The sequence below is a fragment of the Agrobacterium sp. 22117 genome, assembly GCF_052045735.1.
Classification (GTDB): Bacteria; Pseudomonadota; Alphaproteobacteria; order Rhizobiales; family Rhizobiaceae; genus Agrobacterium; species Agrobacterium cavarae.
Genome location: NZ_JBQEPP010000002.1, coordinates 28799 through 49077, shown reverse-complemented (window position 1 = coordinate 49077; position 20279 = coordinate 28799). Strand labels below are relative to the sequence as shown.

The following is a 20279-nucleotide window of genomic DNA, read 5'->3' as shown; positions in this document are numbered from 1 at the left end:
CGCGACCATTCCGCCGTGTCGAGGCCGAGCCAACGATTTCTCATTTATTGCTTTTTCATGACAACTACTTGGTTTACCGTCCCGACAAAACAGCGCAGGGTGTTGAATGGCAAAAGAAATCGAACGCAAGTTTCTGGTCCGCAGCGATGAGTGGCAGCGAGAAACGACGTCTCGGAAATCGTTCCAGCAAGCCTATGTCGCCTCCATGGAGGACCGCTCGGTCCGCGTCAGGATCATGGACGGTGCCGACGCCCGGCTCACCATCAAGATCGGCACCAGTGCGCTTGTGCGCGACGAATACGAATATCCCATCACGGTCGAAGACGCCCGCGAACTGATGACCACAGCGCTTGGCATCGTCATCGAAAAGACCCGCTATACCGTCGATCACGAAGGCTTCGTTTGGGAGGTCGATGTCTTCGACGGGATCTATCGCGGTCTCGTCGTTGCAGAAGTCGAGATGAAGCAGGAAACCGACCGCCCGGCACTTCCCGCATGGCTTGGCCCGGAAGTCACCGGCGACAGGCGCTATTCCAACCAGCATATGGCCTTGGAAGATTTGAGCGGGGAGCTGTGCCATGTCCTTCAGGATTGATCCCACCCGCTCCTTCGTCGAGGAGATCAAGCATACCGGGCGAGAACTCATCGACGACGCCATCGCGCTTTTGAAGGATCAGCCGGACGGCACGGACCGTGCGGTGCATGATACCCGCAAGAAATTCAAGCGCATTCGCGCGCTCTACCGCTTCCTCGAAAAGGAGGCGCCGGAGTTCCGCAAGACGGAAAACGCCCGCTTCCGCGATACCGCCCGCTCCCTGTCAGCCGCGCGCGATGCCGCAGCCTTGGTGGAAACCATCACCTATCTTCAAGATTTCGCCCGCTCCGATGCCGAGCGCGAAGCCTTGGCAACCGCCCATGATGTGCTGAGCAGGCGCCGTGATGCCGCAACCCACGAGGATGGCGACCTGCCAAAGCGGATCGAAGCGGCCATCCAGTCCTGCGAAGACGGCAGGGACGCACTCTCGGCCCTGTCGCTCTCGCATGGCGAAAAGACCGCGCTGAAGATGATCCGCAAGACCTGGGAAAAACAGCGGCGCAAGGCGCTCGACGCCTTGGGTCTCTGCCACGGGCAAGCCCATGACGAGTATTTTCACGACCTGCGCAAAAGCGGCCAGGTCTACTGGATGCATCTGGCGCTGTTACAAAAGCTCTGGCCGTCCGCCATGCGCGCCAAAAGGGCGGACGCCAAGCAACTGGTCAAACTCCTCGGCCACGAACACGACCTCTCCGTACTCGCCGCCTTCGCCGACCGCGAACCCGAGAGCTTCGCAGGCGGCGAAACGCTTGCCCTGCTGCTCGACGCCATCATCGACCGTCAACAGGCACTGCGTGAAGAAAGCCTCGCGCTCGCCGACAACGTCTTTGCGGAGACGGCCGCCCGCGAGGCGGAGATCGTCGCGCTTTTGTGGAAGCACGCGGCCCGGTGAAGTCCCGCTCATGAGCCTGACATCCCGATGAATTGGCTCAACACAAAGGTCCGGCTAGTTTCACTTGCCGGGCGTAGAGCCCATTGCCTTCGTGACAAGCTCCGTGAAGTTTGGCGGATCAACATTATCGCCATGTCCAGGGCCGGGACGGAAGAGCGCATTTAGCACAAGCGCGCGATCCTCTTTCACGGCTCCTTCTTTCTCGATCAAATGGAAGAAGGTGTCGAGCATGGTGAGCCTCAACCTCGCGTCATCCAGCAACATCAGGGACCGGGAGTTGAAGCGCACCACCAGGCGAATGGCCCAGATGTAGAGGAAGACAGGAACTGTGACGATGACCAGCCTGCCGATGGCAGCGATTGTGATCTGCGTATCGTTGGGCGTGGGCAAAACCTGTCCGTTCGCGTCGGTGGTGGGCAGGCTCGATGCCGCGACGATCTGCGCGAGGTAATGCAGAACTTCAGGCGTGAAACAGATGGCGCCGAGGATCGGCGCGGCAATCAGACAAAATATCGCAATCGAAGACGCGATGAGCGCAAAACGGCTCTGCTTTTCGCGTTCGCCCCATAGTTTTCTAGCCGCCTCGGTGCCAAATCTCGCAACCTGAGCATCGAGGTCAGCTCGAAGCTGTCGGATAGTGGTATCGATTTCCTGGTTACGATCCTCGAATTCAGTCGCCTTTTGCTCAAATGCGTGGCCTGCGCCGGTAAGTTGCTTTTCTGCCTTAGCGATCGCTTCGGCAGCTTGCGCCTGACAGAGTTGTTGGCTGTCACGAATTTTTTGGTACCCAGACATCGCAGCCGATAGCTCTTGTGCTTTTCTGTCAGCCTCCTGCTCAAGCGTCTGAAGCTTTGGCGCAATAATTGACTGGAGGCCTTCTGGTGCGGAAAGGATTGTTTCCCAGCTTATCAGGCTCATCAATTCTTCCTGAACGCGCGGCTGGGCAGCGCCGACCGCGTCCGCTGCAAAACGGCGATAACCTGCAAGCAGAGGAGCAATGTATGGGAGGAAAAGTCTATCGTTCTTTTTAGCGAGGATACTTAGGACGTCCAACGACAAAGCATCCGCTGAATACTTCTCGCCGCTGGGATGCGTAAGTCTAAGACGATCAATTACTCGATCTATCGCTGCAACGAGATCTTGAGGCAAGCTAGACGCCCGTTCGCCTACGAACAAGCTCTGAACGATTTCCTTGAGTTTCTGGTGAGACTGGATTGCTTCATCAAGCACCTCAGGTCCGCCAGAGTAGCGTGTGAACAGCTGGTTTATAAACCGATACATCTCATATTTCATTATCGCTGCTCTTAACTGTCTCAAGATTATGCATTCGGACTAAGAGCTGCTTGATACACTCACAATCCTGCACTGCGCTTGCCATTAGGTTAGGGCTAGTGATTCACTGCGGACCAGATAACTGCACCCTCAATGCTTCATCAAACGGAATCGCGACCATGAAACGAAATTTGCAGGCTGGCGCAGTTTTAAAGCGCGGTGACTAAGCCACAACCATCTACTGTGACCGCGCAAATCCAACGCAATCAGGATTGCAACAACGTCCGGATGGCTGTATTTCAGCGCCCATGACCGACAGCACGACACCCTTCCGCCCGGACGCCACCGCCGAGGCGACGTCTTCCAGTTCCACCCTTTCCGGTGCCGCTGGCGATTTCCTCGTGGCAGCGCTGTACCACTTCGCCCGCTTCCCGCGGTTCGAGAGCACGCGCGATAGTCTCTTCAAGCTCTGCCAGGAACAGGGTGTGAAGGGCACGCTGCTTCTGGCAGCCGAGGGCATCAATGGTACGATTGCCGGAACCGATGCAGGCGTGCAGACCGTGCTCTCCTACCTGCGCGCCCAGCCGGAATTTGCGAGCCTGGAGCACAAGGAAAGCCGCGCGTCGAAGATGCCCTTCGTGCGTATGAAGGTGAAGCTGAAGAAGGAAATCGTCACCATGGGCGTGCCGGATATCGATCCCAACCGGATCGTCGGCACCTATGTCGATCCGAAGGACTGGAACGCGCTGATCTCCGATCCGGATACGATCGTCATCGATACCCGCAATGACTATGAGACGGCGATCGGCCTCTTCAAGGGCGCGGTCGATCCGCAGACCAAGACGTTTCGCGAATTTCCCGATTGGGTGAAGAACAATCCCGGCCTGCACAACAAGCCGAAGATCGCCATGTATTGCACAGGCGGCATTCGCTGCGAAAAGGCCACGGCCTTCATGAAGGAACAGGGCTTTGAAGATGTCTTCCACCTGAAGGGCGGCATTCTGAAATATCTGGAAGAGGTGCCGGAAGAAGAGAGCCTGTGGGAAGGCGCCTGCTTCGTCTTCGACGAGCGCGTCTCTGTGGTCCACGGCCTTGCCGAAGGCGATCACCAGCTTTGCCACGCCTGCCGCAACCCGATCACCGAGGAGGTGCGGCTGTCGCCGCTCTTCGAAGAAGGCGTCTCCTGCCCGAGCTGTTACAATGATCGGACCGAAGAAGACCGCCAACGCTTCCGCGACCGCCAGAAGCAGATCGATATCGCCAAGAAGCGCGGCGAAAAGCATCTGGGGCGATAAAGCGCCGTGCGTCCTGTTGGACGCACAACGAATGCTTTTTGAATCGACGCATTGTGCTTTCGATTACGAAGCCTTCAACTGCTCCATCGGCGCATCTTGCTGCGCCAGCAACTCGTGAATGCCTGCGGCAGGTAGCGGCTTGGAGAAGAGATAGCCCTGCAGTTCGTCGCAGCCGCAGATCTGCAGGATGACGGCCTGGTCCTCGGTTTCGATACCCTCTGCCGTCACCGGAATGCCAAGCGAGCGGGCGAGAGCCACGGTGGCGGTGAGCATTTCGAGTGAACGGCCGCCCTCTTCCAGCGCCACGACCAGCGACTTGTCGATCTTCATCCGATCGAAACCGAAGCGACGCAGATAGCCGGTGCTGGCAAAGCCCGAGCCGAAATCGTCAAGCGCGATGCTGAGCCCGATCTGCTGCAGCTTTTCAATGACGGCCTGGGCGCGCTCTGGATGATGAATGAAGTAGCCTTCGGTCATTTCCAGCATCACCCGCTCCGGGGCAATGCCGGTTTCGTCCAGCACCTGCACCACATGTCCGGCGAAGGCTGGGTTGCGGAACTGGACAGGCGAGATGTTGATGGCGATCTTCAGCTCCGGCCATGCGGCCGCTTCCTTGAGCGCCGTGCGCATGACCTGCATGCCGAGCTTGTCGATCAGCCCGCCTGATTCCGCCGCTGCAATGAAGACATCCGGCGAAACCGGGCCATAGCCTGGGCGGTTCCAGCGGGCAAGCGCTTCCACTCCGATGATACGGCGGCTCAACGTAGAAACGACTGGCTGGAAGGCGACGCGGATTTCGTTGTTGTCGATGCCGTATTTCAGATCGGCTTCCAGCTGCTTGCGCTCTTCACGGCGCGCGTCGAGATCGGCCTGATAGGCGAAGTAGCGGCCGCCGCCCCCTTCCTTCGCCTCATACATGGCCATATCCGCCCGCCGCAGCAGTTCCTCGCCATTGATATCGCCACCCTTGGAGACGGCCGTGCCGATGCTGCAGCCGATTGCGGCAACGCGGTCACCCAGCATGAAGGGTTCGGAGACGAGCTCCAGCAGTGCGTCGCAGAACATGCGCCCCTCAATGCGGGCGTTCGGACCCTGCAGCGCTATTGCGAATTCGTCGCCGCCAAGGCGCGCCAGCAGGGCGCCCTTCGGCGCAAGAACCTTGAGGGCCGCGGCCACCGCCTTGATCAGCAGATCTCCCACCTCGTGGCCGAAGGAATCGTTCACATCCTTGAAGCCATCGAGATCAAGATAGATGAGTTCCACATAGGAGCCGTCCGCGTTCGCCGCTTCCGTCATGCGCTTCAGGCCACGAAACAGGCCGGGACGATTATGCAGCCCGCTCAAGCGATCGACCAGAAGCTCTTCGCGCATGACCGCTTCCTCACGTCTGAGCTTGCGGATGACGGCAAGGCCGAAGATGAAGAGCACCAGGAAAAAGACGCCGACAATGGAAAAGGCGGTCAGCACCCGCGGGCGCACCTCGTTGAGGCTGACATCGCCCGGCATGGTGGAGGTCCAGGTCAGCTTGCCAAGAATATCGCCATGCGGATCAACGATATCGACATAATAGGGTGTGGCTGCAAGGCCGGGTTCGAGCGACAGCCCATTGACCAGATAGGTCTGGCCGAGCTTGGCGACCTTGTCATCGGTCAGATGGCGAACGAACACCAGATAGCGCTTGCCAAGCGAGGGGTCGAGCTCGCCGGATTTCTTGCGCACCAGCGCCACGCCCGCGGCGGCAATGCCGTCACGCGTGCGGATGAAGCCGGTCGTTTCCGGGGTGGCCTCCGGTCCGGCATTGCGGATGCGGTTGATCATTTCGGATATGGAACCACCGAAATAGGAGCCGACGCTCCAGGGTGCCGGTGCGCCATTCTGATAGGCCAGCAGCACGCCCTCCTGATCGTCCAGAACGACGGCGGTATCGAAGAGCTCGCTATTGACGGTCATGTCGCCGTAATTGCTGATGATCCAGCCGGCACCATCTTCGGCATAGACGAAACGGGCGGCATCGTCCCAGGCGGCGTAGTCATTCAGTGTCGCGCCCAGCTGATGCTGGAAGGTGGAAAGCGCGCCGCGCGCAGTCTGGAGAGAACGCTCCTCATCCAGCCGGTTGGCCATCTGGGTCACATTGGTCAGCGCCGAGAGAACGAGCGCGGTGATCAGGGTGACAATGAGCGCAAAGGCAAAAAGAACACCTGCGACCGCAGATCTCCTACCGATCATCCTCATTCTGCCTTGCCCCACACTCAATGCAACTTGCCCTTATCAAGCGCTATCGTGCCGGGGAAACATTCAGAAGAGATTAAAAACACACGCGGTAATTTTGTACGAAACGTACAATTCTGCCACTTTTGCAAGAAAAAGCCCCTCCCGCAATTGCGGAAGAGGCGAAAGTTATACACGCAGCCGCAAGACCGACCGCGCCATTTACAATCTATAGATTGCAAAACCGCACAGCCTGTTACCAGGAAGGGATAACGGTGCCGTTATACTTCTCGAGGATGAAGTTTTTCACTTCCGGGCTGTGATAGGATTCAACCAGCGTCTTTACCCAGGGCTTGTCCTTGTCTTCCGTGCGAACCGCGATCACATTCGCATAGGGAGACTTTTCGCTTTCAATGGCGATTGCATCCTTCTTCGGGTTGAGGCCGGCCGCGGTTGCATAATTGGTGTTGATCACCGACGCATCGGTATCATCCAGCGAACGCGGCAGTTGTGCGGCGTCGAGTTCGACGATCTGGATGTTCTTCGGGTTCTCGGTGATGTCGGCTGGCGTGACCTTGAGGCCGACAGCCTCGTTCACCTTCAGCACGCCCTTGGAGGCCAGCACCAGAAGCGCGCGGCCACCATTGGTGGGGTCGTTCGGAATGCCGACGGTTGCGCCATCCTTCAGCTCGTCCAGGCTCTTCACCTTCTTGGAGTAGACACCCATTGGCGTGGTGATGGTGGTGCCGACGCTGACGATATCGAACTTGCGGTCGGCAATCTGGTTGTCGAGATAAGGCTGGTGCTGGAAGGAGTTGGCCTGCAGCTCGCCATCGGCCAGCGCCTGGTTCGGCACGACGTAATCGGAGAAATCGAGGATTTCGATATCGAGGCCCTTGGTCGCGGCAACCTTCTTCACCTGCTCCATGATCTGCGCATGTTCGGCAGGGGTCACGCCGACCTTGATGGTTTCAGCCAGCGCGCTGCCGGCAAAGAGGGCTGCGAGAGAAGCAGCGATAATGAGCTTTTTCATGGGTGTCTCCTTGACGTTGTTATCTCTGCGCGCGGGAAAAACCGCGCAGTTGAATTCAATTCTTGCGATTGCGCTTGTCGAAGCTGCGGGCCAGCGCGTCACCGGCGCTCTGCACCAGTTGCACCAGCACGATGAGGACGATGACCACCGCCAGCATCACATCCGGCATGAAGCGCTGATAGCCATAGCGAATGCCGAGGTCTCCCAGCCCACCGCCGCCGACGGCACCAACCATCGCCGAATAGCCGATGAGGCTGACGAGCGTGAGTGTGAGCGCCAGCGTGATGCCGGGCTTGGCTTCGGCCAGAAGCACCTTGGTGACGATCTGAAGCGGTGTCGCGCCCATGGCGCGCGCGGCCTCGATCAGCCCCTTGTCCACCTCGCGGATCGCCGCTTCCACCAGCCTTGCAATGAAGGGAACGGTCGCCACCGTCAGCGGCACGATGGCCGCATTTGTGCCGATCGAGGTTCCGGCAACAAGACGAGTGAAGGGAATGATCGCCACCACAAGAATGATAAAGGGCGTGGAGCGCGCGGCGTTGACGATGAAGCCGATAATGCGGTTCGTCACCGGTGCCTCGAACAGCTCGCCCTTGCCACTGGTGGCAAGGAAGATGCCGATCGGCAGGCCAAGCACGGAACCGACGATGCCGGAGACCGCCACCATATGCAGCGTCTGGATAAGCCCCTTGAGGAGAATGTTGAACAGCATATCAGGCGACATAGCCAAGCACCTCCGTCGTCAGACCCGTTTCGTCATAGACGCGTTTCGCCCGCGCCAGCACCTCCGGCGTTGCCGGATAGGAGACGACCAGCGAACCGAAGGGCGCACCGGCAATTTCCTCGATGGTGCCCGCCAGAATATTCACATCTGGGCCGATCTCGGCGACGAGACGTGCGGTCAAAGGCTGGAACGCCGTATCGCCGAAGAAGACGAGACGCACCAGAATACGGTCGCCGGCAGCCGGCTCGCTCTTCAAGCCAGACGTCACCCAATGCGGCAGCTTGACGCCGACGGCAGACGACAACAGGCTGCGCGTCGTTTCGTGGTGCGGATGGGTAAAGATATCGAAGGTGGAGCCCTGCTCGACGATCAGGCCCTTGTCGATGACGGCAACCTGCGAGGCGATGGTCTTCACCACCTCCATCTCATGGGTGATGAGAAGCACGGTCAGGCCAAGCTCGGCATTGATGCGCTTCAACAGTTCCAAGATCGATTGCGTCGTTTCCGGGTCGAGCGCAGACGTCGCCTCGTCGGAAAGCAGCAGCTTCGGCTCGGTGGCAAGCGCACGGGCAATGCCGACACGCTGCTTCTGGCCGCCGGAGAGTTCTGCCGGATAGCGCTTGGCCTTGTCGCCAAGACCGACGAGATCGAGCAGCGGCCCGACCTTGCGCTTGATATCGTCCTTGGAGACACCGGAGATTTCGAGCGGCAGCGCCACATTGTCGTAAGCGGTGCGCGACGACAGCAAATTGAAGTGCTGAAAGATCATGCCGACGGAGCGGCGAAGCGAGCGCAGGCCGCCCTCGTCGAGCGCGCCGACATCGACGCCATCCACCACCACCTTGCCGGATGTCGGCCGCTCCAGCCCGTTGACGAGCCGGATCATGGTGGATTTGCCGGCACCCGAGCGGCCGATGATGCCGGATATGCCGCCGCGTGGGACAACGAAATCCACGCCGGCAAGCGCGGTGAAGGCCGGCTCTTTGCCATTGCCGCCAAAGGTTTTCGTCACTGCCTCGAAGGCCACCATCGGGTCGGCTGTCGAGGTCGGGATCGGACGCTCTGCGCCCTTACTGATATCGGAATTCATGCCATTGCTCTTGAGGAAATTGTCTCTTCATTCCGGCGGATGGCCCGTCAGGCCACAACCGTTCATGCCGCCATCCGGCACATTCGACAATGAAAGACATCTGAGAGCATGGTCGACTTTCTGAAGACGATGGCTTTCACGCCGTTGCTAGGACGTTTCGGCCATCTGTGTATCGCATACATGCCCGTATGCGATACCGATTTATAGGCAGGATATTTCAATTATCCGCGAATGACGGAAAAATCTGCCCGAAGAGCGACGGTTGTCGTCACTCGACCTTGGTAACGAACTGATCCAGCGGGCGGCGGATCTTCTTCAGATTGGCCAGCCAGTCGCCCTCTTCCTGACGATAGCCGAGCGGCAGGATCGTCACCGAACGCAGGCCCTTCTCGCGAAGGCCGAGAATATCGTCCAGCTTGGCAGGCTCGAAACCTTCCATCGGCGTTGCATCCACACCTTCGAAGGCGGCTTGAGCCACAGCCATGCCGAAGGCGATATAGGCCTGGCGGGCGGCGTGCTCGAAGTTTTCTTTCGGATCACGATCCGGGTACATGCCAAGCAGGAACTGGCGGTACTTTTCCCAGCCCTCGTTCTTGAAGCCGCGTTCTTCGTTCGTCAGGTCAAACATGTGGTTGATGCGCTCTGGGGTGTAATTGTCCCAGGCGGCGAACACCAGGAGATGCGAACCATCGGTGATCTGTGCCTGGTTCCAGGCGATCTCCTGGATCTTGGCACGAACCTCAGGATTGGTGACGACGATGATTTCGAAGGGCTGAAGGCCGCTTGACGTCGGAGCCAGACGCGCCGCCTCGATGATGCGGTCCACCTTGTCCTCGGACACAGCCTTGGCAGGGTCCATCTTCTTCGTGGCATAACGCCAGTTCAGTTTATCGATCAGCATAGAAACTCCTTGGCGGGCCAGCCATGCGCGTCAATGCGCGGTCTGAAGCCCTTTGAAACGCAGATACAGATAGGGTCTGTTGCGCCGCACACAAGAAGGCACAGAAATGTAACCATGCGAATTTACAAGCGTTTGTGGCCGCTCAATGCACGGATGATTTCGACAGCAGATTGAGGATGAGCACACCGGCGAGGATGAATGCCATGCCGACAAAGCCCCAGAAATCTACGCGCTGGCCGAAGACGAACCATCCAAGTGTCGCCGTCAAGAGGATCCCGCCACCGGCCCAGATGGCGTAAGCCACACCCACCGGAATGCGATCGAGGATCATCGACAGGAAGAAGAAGGCAGCGCCATAGCCGATGACGACGGCGATGGAGGGGACGAGGACGGTGAACCCTTTCGATGCCTTGAGCGACATGGTCGCGACGACTTCGCTGATCACAGCAAGGGCGAGAATGGCATATGCGGGCATGGGCAATCTCCAATGGAAGAGACTGCTAAACATCAGAAATTGCAGCGCTCGTCACCATCACAGTTTCGTGATGCGCCAACGTTAAAACGACGAAGGGCCGCTGGCAGAGCATTTGCCCCGCCAGCGGCCCTTCGTTTAGGTTTTTACTTCTTGGCGAAGGCCAGAAGATCGGCGTTCAGCACGTCGGCGTTTACCGTCAGCATGCCGTGGGAGAAGCCCGGATAGGTCTTCAACTCACCATTCTTCAGAAGCTTGATCGACTTCTGAGCGGAGTCTGCGATCGGAACGATCTGGTCGTCTTCGCCATGCAGCACCAGCGTCGGAACGCCAATCGCCTTCAGGTCGTCCGTTTGGTCGGTTTCGGAAAACGCCTTGATGCCATCGTAATGGGCCTTCGCGCCGCCCATCATGCCCTGACGCCACCAATTCTGGATCACGCCTTCATACACCGTCGCACCATCGCGATTGAAGCCATAGAAGGGGCCAGCCGGAACATCACGGAAGAACTGTGCGCGGTTGGCGGCAAGTGCGGAACGGAAACCGTCGAAGACTTCGATCGGCAGACCTTCCGGATTGGCCTCGGTCTTCAGCATCAGCGGCGGAACGGCGGAGACCAGAACCGCCTTGGCAACGCGCCCTGCCGGTTCGCCATGCTTGGCCACATAGCGGGCAACTTCGCCACCGCCGGTGGAGTGGCCGATATGGATGGCATTCTTCAGGTCCAGCGCCTCGACTACGGCAAAGGCGTCGGCGGCGTAATGGTCCATGTCGTGACCTTCGGACACCTGCTCCGAGCGGCCATGTCCACGGCGGTCATGGGCAACGACGCGGTAGCCGTTGGCAAGAAAGAACAGCATCTGCGCGTCCCAGTCGTCGGAAGACAGCGGCCAGCCGTGGTGGAAGACAACCGGCTGCGCGTCCTTTGGACCCCAGTCCTTGTAGAAGATCTGCACGCCGTCTTTGGTGGTAACGTAACCCATGTTGATATCTCCTTGTGCTGAATTGGTTGCTGCAGAGGCGGATGAAAAATCGAGTGGCGAGAGTGCGGCGCCTGCAAGGGCGGCACCTCCGATCAAGACACTGCGCCTCGACACGAAAAAGCGGTTGGCGTCATTGGTTGTCCCTGGTTCCGTCATCGCGCTCTCCTGTCGGTGCCTGTCTGGTTGCTGTTGACTTGAACAAGCTAGCGCCTTGCTCTACACAAAACACGTGGCGCAAACGACTTTATAGAAGGCAAAAGTGACAATGGTGCAAATGCTGGAAAAAGGTGTCGAGACGGACGTCCCGAAGACCGTCGATACGAATATCAGCACTATCGAAATTGCGCTACTCATCTATCCCGACTGTCAGCTGGCTGCGATCTACGGGCTGACCGATCTCTTCAGCCTCGCCTCCAGCTGGGCGATGGCGCTGGAAGGTCGCGCGGGTGAAACCGGCATCCGCATCAGCCATTGGAAGATGGAAAGCGACACGGTCTCGTGCATCTGGGACTCGCATCCGGGCGAGCCCCATGCGCTGCGCTACGTCATCGCGCCGCCCAGCATCGTCATGCCGGAGAAGATGCAGAGCATGACGCCCGCCTCGCAGTGGCTGTCAGCGCAACATGCCGAAGGCGTGACGGTCTGCTCGGTCTGTGCCGGCGCTTTTGTGCTGGCCGGAACCGGCCTCATCAATGGACGCCGCGCCACCACCCACTGGGCCTTTGCCGACAGGCTGTCAGAGCGCTTTCCCGGCATCGATGTAGCGCCCGACAACATGATCATCGACGACGGCGACGTGATCACCGCAGGCGGCATTCTCGCCTGGGCCGATCTCGGCCTGCTGCTCGTCGAAAAACTTCTCGGCCAGACGGTGATGCTGGAGACCGCCCGCTTTCTCATCGTCGATCCGCCGCGCGCCAGCCAGGCTCGCTACAAGGCCTTCCTGCCACGCTTCGACCATGGCGATCGCGAGGTGCTGCAGATCCAGCACCAGTTCCACGCCACCCCGGAATTGCAAAAGAGCGTTGGCGAACTGGCAGACGGCGTGAACCTCTCGGAGCGCACCCTGCAACGCCGCTTCTTCCGCGCCACGAAACTGAAGCTCACCGAGTATCACCAGAATGTCCGCATCATGAAGGCGCGGCAACTGCTCGAAACCACCAACGGCTCCATCGAATCCATCGCCTGGTCCGTCGGCTACACCGACCCCGCCGCCTTTCGCAAGATTTTCGGACGGCTGACGGGGACGACGCCGAATGTCTATCGGGGGGATGTGCGGGTTTGAGATCCTCGCGCTATTGGAGGCGCGTGCGGAAGAGTTGGTCTGAAGAATCGACCCTCATTCCTGTGCTTGTCACAGGAATCCAGTCAGACCAAGTCTTTGGTCTGGAAGGGCCTCTTTTCGCCGCGCAGACGCGCGTCGGCTGGATTCCTGTGACAAGCACAGGAATGAGGAGGAGAAAGCGCATCAACGGCTTCACCCCGAACGCACGTCCGGGGTGAAACAATCGCAACAGCCGGCTCTCACCGGCACAACGCCTCAGACGTAGCGGTTGACAACGTTTTCGAGATATTCCTGGCGGCCGGATTTCGGCTCGGGGTTGATGTTTTCCCGCTCCACCTTGGCCGCAATCTCGTCCAGCTTCATTTCGCCGCGCAGCATCTTCTGGGCTTCCGGCTGGTCCCACTTGGCGTAGCGCTCAGCAAGCGGCTTGGAGAGCGCGCCGTCTTCCACCATCTTCGCCGCAGCCTTCAGGCCACGCGCGCAGCAATCCATGCCGCCGATATGGCCGATCAGCAGATCTTCCGGATCGAGCGACTGGCGACGCAGCTTGGAGTCGAAGTTGGTGCCGCCGGTGGTGAAGCCGCCGGCCTGCAGGACCTGGTAATAGGCCAGCGCCATCTCCGGGACGTTGTTGGGGAACTGGTCGGTATCCCAACCGGACTGGTAGTCGTTGCGGTTCATATCGATGGAGCCGAAGATGCCGAGCGTGTTTGCAAGCGCCAGCTCATGCTCGAAAGTGTGGCCGGCAAGGATCGCGTGGCCCTGCTCGATATTCATCTTCACTTCGTTTTCGAGGCCATACTTCTTCAGGAAGCCATAGACGGTCGCGACGTCGTAATCATACTGGTGCTTGGTCGGCTCCTGCGGCTTCGGCTCGACCAGGATCGTGCCCTTGAAGCCGATCTTGTACTTGTATTCCACGACCATGTGCAGCATGCGCGCCATCTGGTCGAACTCTCTGGAGAGGTCGGTGTTGAGCAGCGTCTCGTAACCTTCGCGGCCGCCCCACAGGACATAGTTCTCGCCGCCGAGCTTCATCGTGGCGTCCATGCAGGTCTTGATGGTGGCTGCCGAATAGGCAAACACATCCGGATCCGGATTGGTGGAGGCGCCGGACATGAAGCGGCGGTTGGAGAAGAGGTTCGCCGTGCCCCAGAGAAGCTTGACGCCGGTCTCTTCCTGCTTCTTCTGCAGGTAGTCGACGATCTCGTTGAGGTTCTTGGTGCTTTCCGCAAAGGTCTTGCCTTCCGGACGCGCATCCGCATCGTGGAAGCAGTAATAGGGCGCGCCGAGCAGGCTGAACATTTCGAACGCCACATCGGCCTTCAGCTTGGCCTTCTGCATGTCATCGCCAAACCATGGGCGGTCGAAGGTGCGTCCGCCGAAGGGATCGCTGCCCTCCCAGGCAAAGGAATGCCAGTAGGCGACCGCAAAGCGCAGATGGTCTTCCATGCGCTTGCCGGCGACGATCTCATCGGGGTTGTAGTGGCGGAAGGCCAGCGGATTGGTGCTGTCCGGGCCTTCATATTTGACCTTGGCGATATCGCCGAAAAATCCAGTGCTCATCGTTGCTTCTCCCTTGGTGGTGTGTGGTTAGCGGCGTTGAAGGGTGTGGTTCACCCCCCTTTCTACGCCTAATGCGACAGCGGCTTGATCGCCGGATAGAGCGCGCGGTACCGCGCATAAGCCTCTTCATAGGCGCCTGACAGCGCTGCCACCGGCTCGATGGTTTCTTCCGTTTCCGGCTGCGTGCAGACGGCAACCGGATCAGCCCCCGTCGCCGCAATCAGGCCGAGACGGGCGGCGCCAAAGGCCGCGCCGAAATCGCCTTCCGCCGGAATGTCGACCGGCACGCCGAGCGAGGTGGCAATCGAGGCCAGCCAATAGCGCGAACGCGATCCGCCGCCGATGGCGGTGACGCGCGAGATCGAGGTGCCAGCCGATTTCAGCGCCTCGAGATTGTCGCGGATCGCAAAGGTCACGCCTTCAAGTACGGCCTGCGTCAGCGCCTTGCGGTCGCTTTCATGCGAAAGGCCGATGAAGGAGCCGCGAATGGCCGCGTCATTGTGCGGGGTGCGTTCGCCCGAGAGATAGGGCGCGAAGGTGACGCCGGTTGGCGCTTGCAGGTCGTCGCCCAACTCGCTGGAAAGTTCGGACGCGGATTTGCCGGCAATGCCGGAGTACCAGTTGAGCGCATCGGTGGCCGACAGGATCACGCCCATCTGGTGCCAGGTGTTGGGCAGCGCGTGGCAGAAGGCGTGAACCGCGCTCTCCGGCTTCGGCAGATAGGAGGCATTGGCAGCAAAGAGCACGCCCGAGGTGCCGAGAGACACAAAGGCATGGCCTTCGGCAACCGTGCCCATGCCGCAGGCGGATGCGGCATTGTCGCCAGCGCCACCGGCCACGACGACCTTGCCGGAAATACCCCAGGCGGAGGCAAGCTCGGAGCGAAGCACGCCCGCCTCATCGGTGCCCTCCACCAGAGACGGCATATGCTTCTCATCCAGATCGGTAGCCGCCAGCAGCTCGGACGACCACTTGCGCGCGCCCGTATCCAGCCAGGAGGTGCCGGCGGAGTCCGACATTTCCGAGATGTACTCGCCCGTCAGCCACAGGCGCAGATAATCCTTCGGCAGCAGCACCTTAGCGACCTTGGCAAAAATCTCCGGCTCGTTGTTCTTCACCCAGACGAGCTTCGGCGCGGTGAAGCCCGGAAAGACGATATTGCCGGTAATCTGGCGAAAGCGGGGGTCCGCATCGAGCTTCGCAGCTTCGGCGTAAGAGCGCGTATCGTTCCACAGGATCGAGGGGCGAAGAACGTCACCACTCGCATCGATCAGCGTCGCGCCATGCATCTGGCCGGAAAGACCGATGCCCTTGACCGCCGAAAGCTCGGCGGGAAATTTCGCCTTCAGCCCGGCGATCGCCGTTTCGGTCGCCTTGATCCAGTGGGCCGGATCCTGCTCCGACCAGCCGTGATGCGGACGCGAAATGTCCAGCGCGCCATTGGCCGAACCGATGACCGTCTGATCGCCATCGATCAGCAGCGCCTTGACGCCGGATGTTCCAAGATCAAGACCGAGATACATATCGTCCTCCAAGATGGGATGTGATGGGGCTGGCACAGTTGAAGCCGGGCCGCGCCCGAAACGGGTTCAAACAAAGAGTGCTCAAGGGAGATTGTCCCTCAGGAATATGTCGATACGGATACGCTCCTGCGCCTCGATGACGGTAAGCCCATCGGCGCGGGCTTTCAGCACGCGGATCGCGCTGCGCACCTCGTGGCCGGCATCCTGGTTCAGCACGGCATCCAGCACGCCGTCGCGAAGTGCTGCCGCGGTCGTGTCGTTCAGCTCATGGGCAATGACGCACGGCCGGAAGCCATCATGGGCCTTCAGCGCCCGGATCAGACCACGATTGCCGGCACCGAGGCTATAGAGCCCGGCAAGCCTCGGATTGTCGCGCAGAGTGTCTGCGACCAGCGCGTCCACCCTTTCGGCATCGTCGCGCCCCTCCAGAACCGGACGGATGGAAAGATGCGGAAACTCCGCCTCGATCACACCTTCGAAGCCGGTCAGACGCTCGCGGTGATCCTTCACCAGCATGGAGCCCGCCAGAACCGCGATCTCTGCCGTCTCTCTTGGCAGGAAGCGACCCATCAGGCTTGCCGCCGTGCGGCCTGCCGCGGCATTGTCGACACCGGCGAAATGGTCGCGCTTGGAGCCCGTCAGATCCGACACCAACGTCACGACGGCAATACCGCTGTCAGCCAAACGATCCGTCGCCTCGACCACGTCCTCGGAATCGATCGCGACAAAGGCGACGCCCGAAGGCTTTTCCAGCCGGGCCACATCCAGCGCCTGGGTGAGTGCCGCCGCATCGAAGGGCGGTACCTCGATGATGCGGATCGAGGTGCGCTCCACATAGGAGCGCGAGGCCGCACACCTCACCTCGTTGCGAAGCCCCGCCATGAAGGAATTGTCGTTGTTGGGAAGAATGAAGACCAGCGCATAGCTGCGCCCCTTGGCGAGGTTGGCGGCTGCGATATCGCGCACATAGCCAAGCTCGGAAATCGCCGCCTCCACCTTGGCGCGGGTCAGCTGATGCACGCCCGGACGCAGGTTGATCACCCGGTCGACGGTGGCGAGACTGACCCCGGCCTTTGACGCAATATCGTGAACTGTCGGCTTCATGTTTCCTCCCGCGCACCGTCATAGAGGAGTTTCTGAGGTACGTAAATCAGAAAATGATGTACGTACCTCATGAATGGGTTACGGATTGGTCGCTTGAGCGGTCGGCGTTCTTTGTTCTGCTGTGTTTCGGTTCGTTGCAGGCAGCCCGCCATACACTCTGCGTCATCCTCGTGCTTGACCCGAGGATCCACAAGCCATTGAAACTGTTGGGAACCATGGATCCTCGGGTCAAGCCCGAGGATCACGGCAGAGTGTGGAACGCTCGTCGTGACAGACCCGCGACAACATCTAAGGCGTGTCATTGTCCCCGAAGAAAACACTCCCAACCCAAACAAAAAGGGGCCACCGTTTCCGGTGACCCCACATGCGCTGCGGTGGATAGGTGAAACTCAGTGGGCGGCATCGGGCGGCGGGGCCGCCTTCGGCTTTTTGATCAGCACCGTCAGGAAGATCAGCCCGGTGAACAGGAAGGTCAAAAGCAGGAACACATCGGCAAAGGCCAGGATCCACGCCTGCTGCGACACCACGCCGACAAGCTTCTTGATCGCCACCGACGCGCCGTCGAGGCCGTAGGAGTCGTAATTGCCGCCGACATTGTTCAGCCAGTCGAGGGCTGCCGGATTGCCGTAATTCACATGCTCGGCAATGCGGACATAGTGGTCGTCGGTGCGCTGGCTGAGCACGGTATTGATGATGGCAAGACCGACCGCACCGCCCAAGTTACGCGTGAGGTTGAAGAGACCGGATGCGTTCTTGATGCGGGCGGGCGGAAGCGTGCCGAGCGCGATGTTGTTGATCGGCACCATGCACATCATGAGGCCGAAACCGCGCAGGATTTGCGGGATCAGAAGCTCGTTGAAATCCCAGTCGGCCGTCACATGCGTCATGATCCAGGTGCCCGCCGCAAAGCTGATGAAACCGATCGCCATCATCACCCGCGGATCGAGCTTGGCCGAAAGCCGCCCTGCAATCGGTGCGGTGAAGAACATGGTCAGACCCGAAACGAACATCGTCTCGCCGATCATCAGCGCATCATAGCCGCGCACGCGCCCCAGATAGAGCGGATAGAGATAGGTCAAGCCGTAAAGGCCGATACCCATGACGAAGGAAAACAGCGAGCCGATGGAGAAGTTTCGGTCGGCAAAGGCGCGCAGATCCACCACCGGGAAATCCACCTTGAAGGCCCGCCAGAAGAACACCACCGCACCGATCGTCATGGCAATCGCCGCAATGACGATATTCTCGTCATTGAACCAGTCGTTATTGTTGCCCTCTTCCAGCACATATTCCAGCGAACCGAGGAAGACGCCCATGGAGATCAGACCCCACCAGTCGAACTTCTTCCACAGCGAGGCCTCCGGCTTGTCGAAGTCGATGAACGTCCAGGTCACGATGGTGACGATGATGCCGGGAATGATGTTGACGAGGAACAGCCAGTGCCAGGAAAAGGCATTGGAGAGATAACCGCCAACCGTCGGCCCGATGGTGGGCGCAAGCGTTGCGACAAGGCCGATGATCGGCGACACGATCGGGCGCTTGGAGGGCGGGAAGATGGTAAAGGCCGCGGCAAAGACCGACGGGATCATGCCGCCGCCGATAAAGCCCTGAATGGCACGATAGACGATCATCTGGTCGATATTCGTCGCGGTCGCGCAAAGCGCACTGGAGAGCGTAAAGCCCGCCGCACAGGTGGCAAACAGCACGCGTGTGGAGAGGATGCGCGCCAGCGTCCCAGACAGCGGAATCATGATGACTTCCGCAATCAGGTAGGATGTCTGCACCCAGGCGATTTCATCCGAACCGGCACCGAGGCCGGCCTGGATTTCGGCAAGCGAGGCCGAAACGATCTGAATGTCGAGGATCGACATGAACATGCCGAAGACCATGGCGAAGAACGCGATCAGGCGTCTGCGGTCCATCGGCGGATCGACGGCGGCCGTGGTGCCGCCGCTCATGCTGGCTGTAGCCGCCATAATGCTTGTCCCTACCTTGATCCGGGCTGCCGGTTACTTGGACTGGTTCTGGGCTGCCTGGGTGTCGGCCGGCTTTGGTGCCGTGCGCGTGTCGACATCGACGACGACGCTCAGGCCCGCACGCAGGTGATGCTTGTCGATATCTTCCTTGGAAAGAACGACACGCACCGGCACGCGCTGGATCACCTTGGTGAAGTTGCCCGTGGCGTTTTCCGGCGGCAGCATGGAGAAGACCGAGCCGGATGCCGGCGAGATCGACTGCACCGTGCCTTCGATGGCGTCATCATCGAACGCATCCACATGCACCTTCACCTTGGAACCGGGCACGACGCGTGCGAGCTGCGTTTCCTTGAAGTTGGCATCGACATAGAGCTCGTTCATCGGCACGAGCGATGCCAGGCGCTTGCCCGCAGAGACGAGATCGCCCGTCTGCACCGAAAGATTGCCGATCACGCCATCATAGGGCGCGCGAAGAACGGTGAAGGAAAGATCGCGGGCTGCCTTGTCACGCGCCAGTTCCAGCTGCTTGATCGAGCCTTCGGCCTCTTTGCGCTGCGCCTTCAGGAGCTGGATATTGGCCTCGGCCGCAACCACATTCGCCTGACCGGCAGCAAGATTGGCCTTGGCCTGCTCAAGCGAAATGCGGGCATTGTCGGCGGATGCGGCGGTGCCGACATCCTTGGACTGCAGCTCGGTAGCACGCTTGTTGTTGATCTCGGCACCCTGCAGGGCTGCGTCGAGCGCGCCCTTCTGGGCAGAGGCCTGGGCAAGAGCCGCCTCGCCGCCTGCGATCTGCGCGTCGATGCGGTTCAGCGAAAGCTGCTGAGTGGCAAGCTGCGCCTCGGCCTGCTCCAGCGCCAGGCGATAATCGCCGTCATCCAGCGTCACCAGCGGATCGCCCGCCTTTACCTGCTGGTTGGCGACGACATCCACCTTCGCCACATAGCCGGATACCTTGGGAGATATGACCGCAATATCGCCATGCACATAGGCGTCGTCGGTCGACACCATGAAGCGGCCGGTCGTCCAGTAGTCGTAGCCATACCAGGCGGCACCGGCCAGAAGCGCAATACCGAAGATCGGCAGAAGGAAGGACTTGCCCTTCTTCTTCTGCACCGGCGGCTGCACGGGCGCTGCGGCCTTGGGGGCCTCTGCCGGACGGTTTTCTTCAGTGCGGGCTTCAGCCTGAGCTGCGGTCTGGACTTCTGCTTCTTCCGACGTATTGATCGCCCGGACAGCGCCACTCTTTTGAGACGACATGGTAGACACCTGGTTATACGAAATTAATTGAACTGAACCGTTCGGTTCGATTGACATAATCGCTTTTACACCACATATCAAGTGGCATCGAACCGCCCGGTTC

At 59.8% G+C, this 20279-nt stretch carries 17 protein-coding genes; 4 read left to right on the top strand and 13 right to left on the bottom strand.

What is annotated here, in order from left to right; all coding sequences use genetic code 11:
* The first annotated feature begins 106 nt into the window (after window positions 1-106).
* Both ACTJKV_RS04580 and ACTJKV_RS04575 read left to right on the top strand, forming a co-directional pair.
* Window positions 107-595 (top strand): CYTH domain-containing protein, encoded by a 489-nt coding sequence (locus tag ACTJKV_RS04580; RefSeq protein WP_274102978.1) that lies wholly within the window; start codon window positions 107-109, stop codon window positions 593-595.
* Window positions 579-1487 carry a CHAD domain-containing protein gene (locus ACTJKV_RS04575; RefSeq protein WP_274102977.1) on the top strand — a complete coding sequence of 303 codons (909 nt, stop codon included), beginning with the start codon at window positions 579-581 and terminating at the stop codon, window positions 1485-1487. Before ACTJKV_RS04580 ends, ACTJKV_RS04575 begins: the two co-directional genes overlap by 17 nt.
* A 60-nt stretch (window positions 1488-1547) precedes the next feature.
* Here ACTJKV_RS04575 and ACTJKV_RS04570 read toward each other — a convergent pair whose 3' ends face one another.
* Window positions 1548-2780: a hypothetical protein gene (locus ACTJKV_RS04570; RefSeq protein WP_274102976.1), complete on the bottom strand. Its 1233-nt coding sequence runs from the start codon at window positions 2778-2780 to the stop codon at window positions 1548-1550.
* A 287-nt stretch (window positions 2781-3067) separates the two neighbouring features.
* Here ACTJKV_RS04570 and trhO point away from each other — a divergent pair, with 287 nt between their 5' ends.
* Window positions 3068-4054: an oxygen-dependent tRNA uridine(34) hydroxylase TrhO gene (gene trhO / locus ACTJKV_RS04565; RefSeq protein WP_274102975.1), complete on the top strand. Its 987-nt coding sequence runs from the start codon at window positions 3068-3070 to the stop codon at window positions 4052-4054.
* Between the two features lie 63 nt (window positions 4055-4117).
* Here the strand turns inward: trhO and ACTJKV_RS04560 are convergent, their stop codons facing one another.
* From ACTJKV_RS04560 to ACTJKV_RS04530, 7 genes are all read right to left on the bottom strand, one after another.
* Entirely contained in the window at window positions 4118-6280 is a 2163-nt protein-coding gene (locus ACTJKV_RS04560; RefSeq protein ID WP_274102974.1) for a bifunctional diguanylate cyclase/phosphodiesterase, read from the bottom strand.
* A 238-nt stretch (window positions 6281-6518) separates the two neighbouring features.
* Window positions 6519-7295 carry a MetQ/NlpA family ABC transporter substrate-binding protein gene (locus tag ACTJKV_RS04555; protein ID WP_112520894.1) on the bottom strand — a complete coding sequence of 259 codons (777 nt, stop codon included), beginning with the start codon at window positions 7293-7295 and terminating at the stop codon, window positions 6519-6521.
* A gap of 55 nt (window positions 7296-7350) precedes the next feature.
* On the bottom strand, window positions 7351-8019 hold the full coding sequence (locus ACTJKV_RS04550) for a methionine ABC transporter permease (protein ID WP_113180931.1): 669 nt from the start codon (window positions 8017-8019) through the stop codon (window positions 7351-7353).
* Window positions 8009-9049 (bottom strand): methionine ABC transporter ATP-binding protein, encoded by a 1041-nt coding sequence (locus ACTJKV_RS04545; protein WP_113180948.1) that lies wholly within the window; start codon window positions 9047-9049, stop codon window positions 8009-8011. Before ACTJKV_RS04545 ends, ACTJKV_RS04550 begins: the two co-directional genes overlap by 11 nt.
* Window positions 9050-9377: 328 nt before the next feature.
* A complete protein-coding gene (locus tag ACTJKV_RS04540) occupies window positions 9378-10010 on the bottom strand; it encodes an NAD(P)H-dependent oxidoreductase (RefSeq protein WP_274102973.1) in 633 nt (210 codons plus the stop codon).
* 142 nt (window positions 10011-10152) lie between these two features.
* Window positions 10153-10485, bottom strand: coding sequence for a DMT family transporter (locus ACTJKV_RS04535; protein WP_062427774.1), 333 nt, complete (start codon window positions 10483-10485; stop codon window positions 10153-10155).
* A gap of 143 nt (window positions 10486-10628) precedes the next feature.
* Window positions 10629-11465: an alpha/beta fold hydrolase gene (locus ACTJKV_RS04530; RefSeq protein WP_337993157.1), complete on the bottom strand. Its 837-nt coding sequence runs from the start codon at window positions 11463-11465 to the stop codon at window positions 10629-10631.
* Window positions 11466-11730: 265 nt separating this feature from the next.
* Here ACTJKV_RS04530 and ACTJKV_RS04525 point away from each other — a divergent pair, with 265 nt between their 5' ends.
* Window positions 11731-12750, top strand: a complete 1020-nt coding sequence (locus ACTJKV_RS04525) for a GlxA family transcriptional regulator (RefSeq protein WP_274103304.1) — start codon at window positions 11731-11733, stop codon at window positions 12748-12750.
* Between the two features lie 255 nt (window positions 12751-13005).
* Here ACTJKV_RS04525 and xylA read toward each other — a convergent pair whose 3' ends face one another.
* The 5 genes from xylA to ACTJKV_RS04500 all read right to left on the bottom strand — a co-directional run bounded on the left by xylA (window position 13006) and on the right by ACTJKV_RS04500 (window position 20176).
* A complete protein-coding gene (gene xylA, locus ACTJKV_RS04520) occupies window positions 13006-14316 on the bottom strand; it encodes a xylose isomerase (protein WP_113176467.1) in 1311 nt (436 codons plus the stop codon).
* A 68-nt stretch (window positions 14317-14384) separates the two neighbouring features.
* Window positions 14385-15839 (bottom strand): xylulokinase, encoded by a 1455-nt coding sequence (gene xylB / locus ACTJKV_RS04515; RefSeq protein WP_062426196.1) that lies wholly within the window; start codon window positions 15837-15839, stop codon window positions 14385-14387.
* Window positions 15840-15920: 81 nt separating this feature from the next.
* Window positions 15921-16943: a LacI family DNA-binding transcriptional regulator gene (locus ACTJKV_RS04510; RefSeq protein ID WP_062426197.1), complete on the bottom strand. Its 1023-nt coding sequence runs from the start codon at window positions 16941-16943 to the stop codon at window positions 15921-15923.
* A 389-nt stretch (window positions 16944-17332) separates the two neighbouring features.
* Window positions 17333-18916 carry a DHA2 family efflux MFS transporter permease subunit gene (locus ACTJKV_RS04505; RefSeq protein ID WP_062598958.1) on the bottom strand — a complete coding sequence of 528 codons (1584 nt, stop codon included), beginning with the start codon at window positions 18914-18916 and terminating at the stop codon, window positions 17333-17335.
* A gap of 33 nt (window positions 18917-18949) precedes the next feature.
* Window positions 18950-20176 carry an HlyD family secretion protein gene (locus tag ACTJKV_RS04500; protein WP_274102971.1) on the bottom strand — a complete coding sequence of 409 codons (1227 nt, stop codon included), beginning with the start codon at window positions 20174-20176 and terminating at the stop codon, window positions 18950-18952.
* Window positions 20177-20279 lie beyond the last annotated feature (103 nt).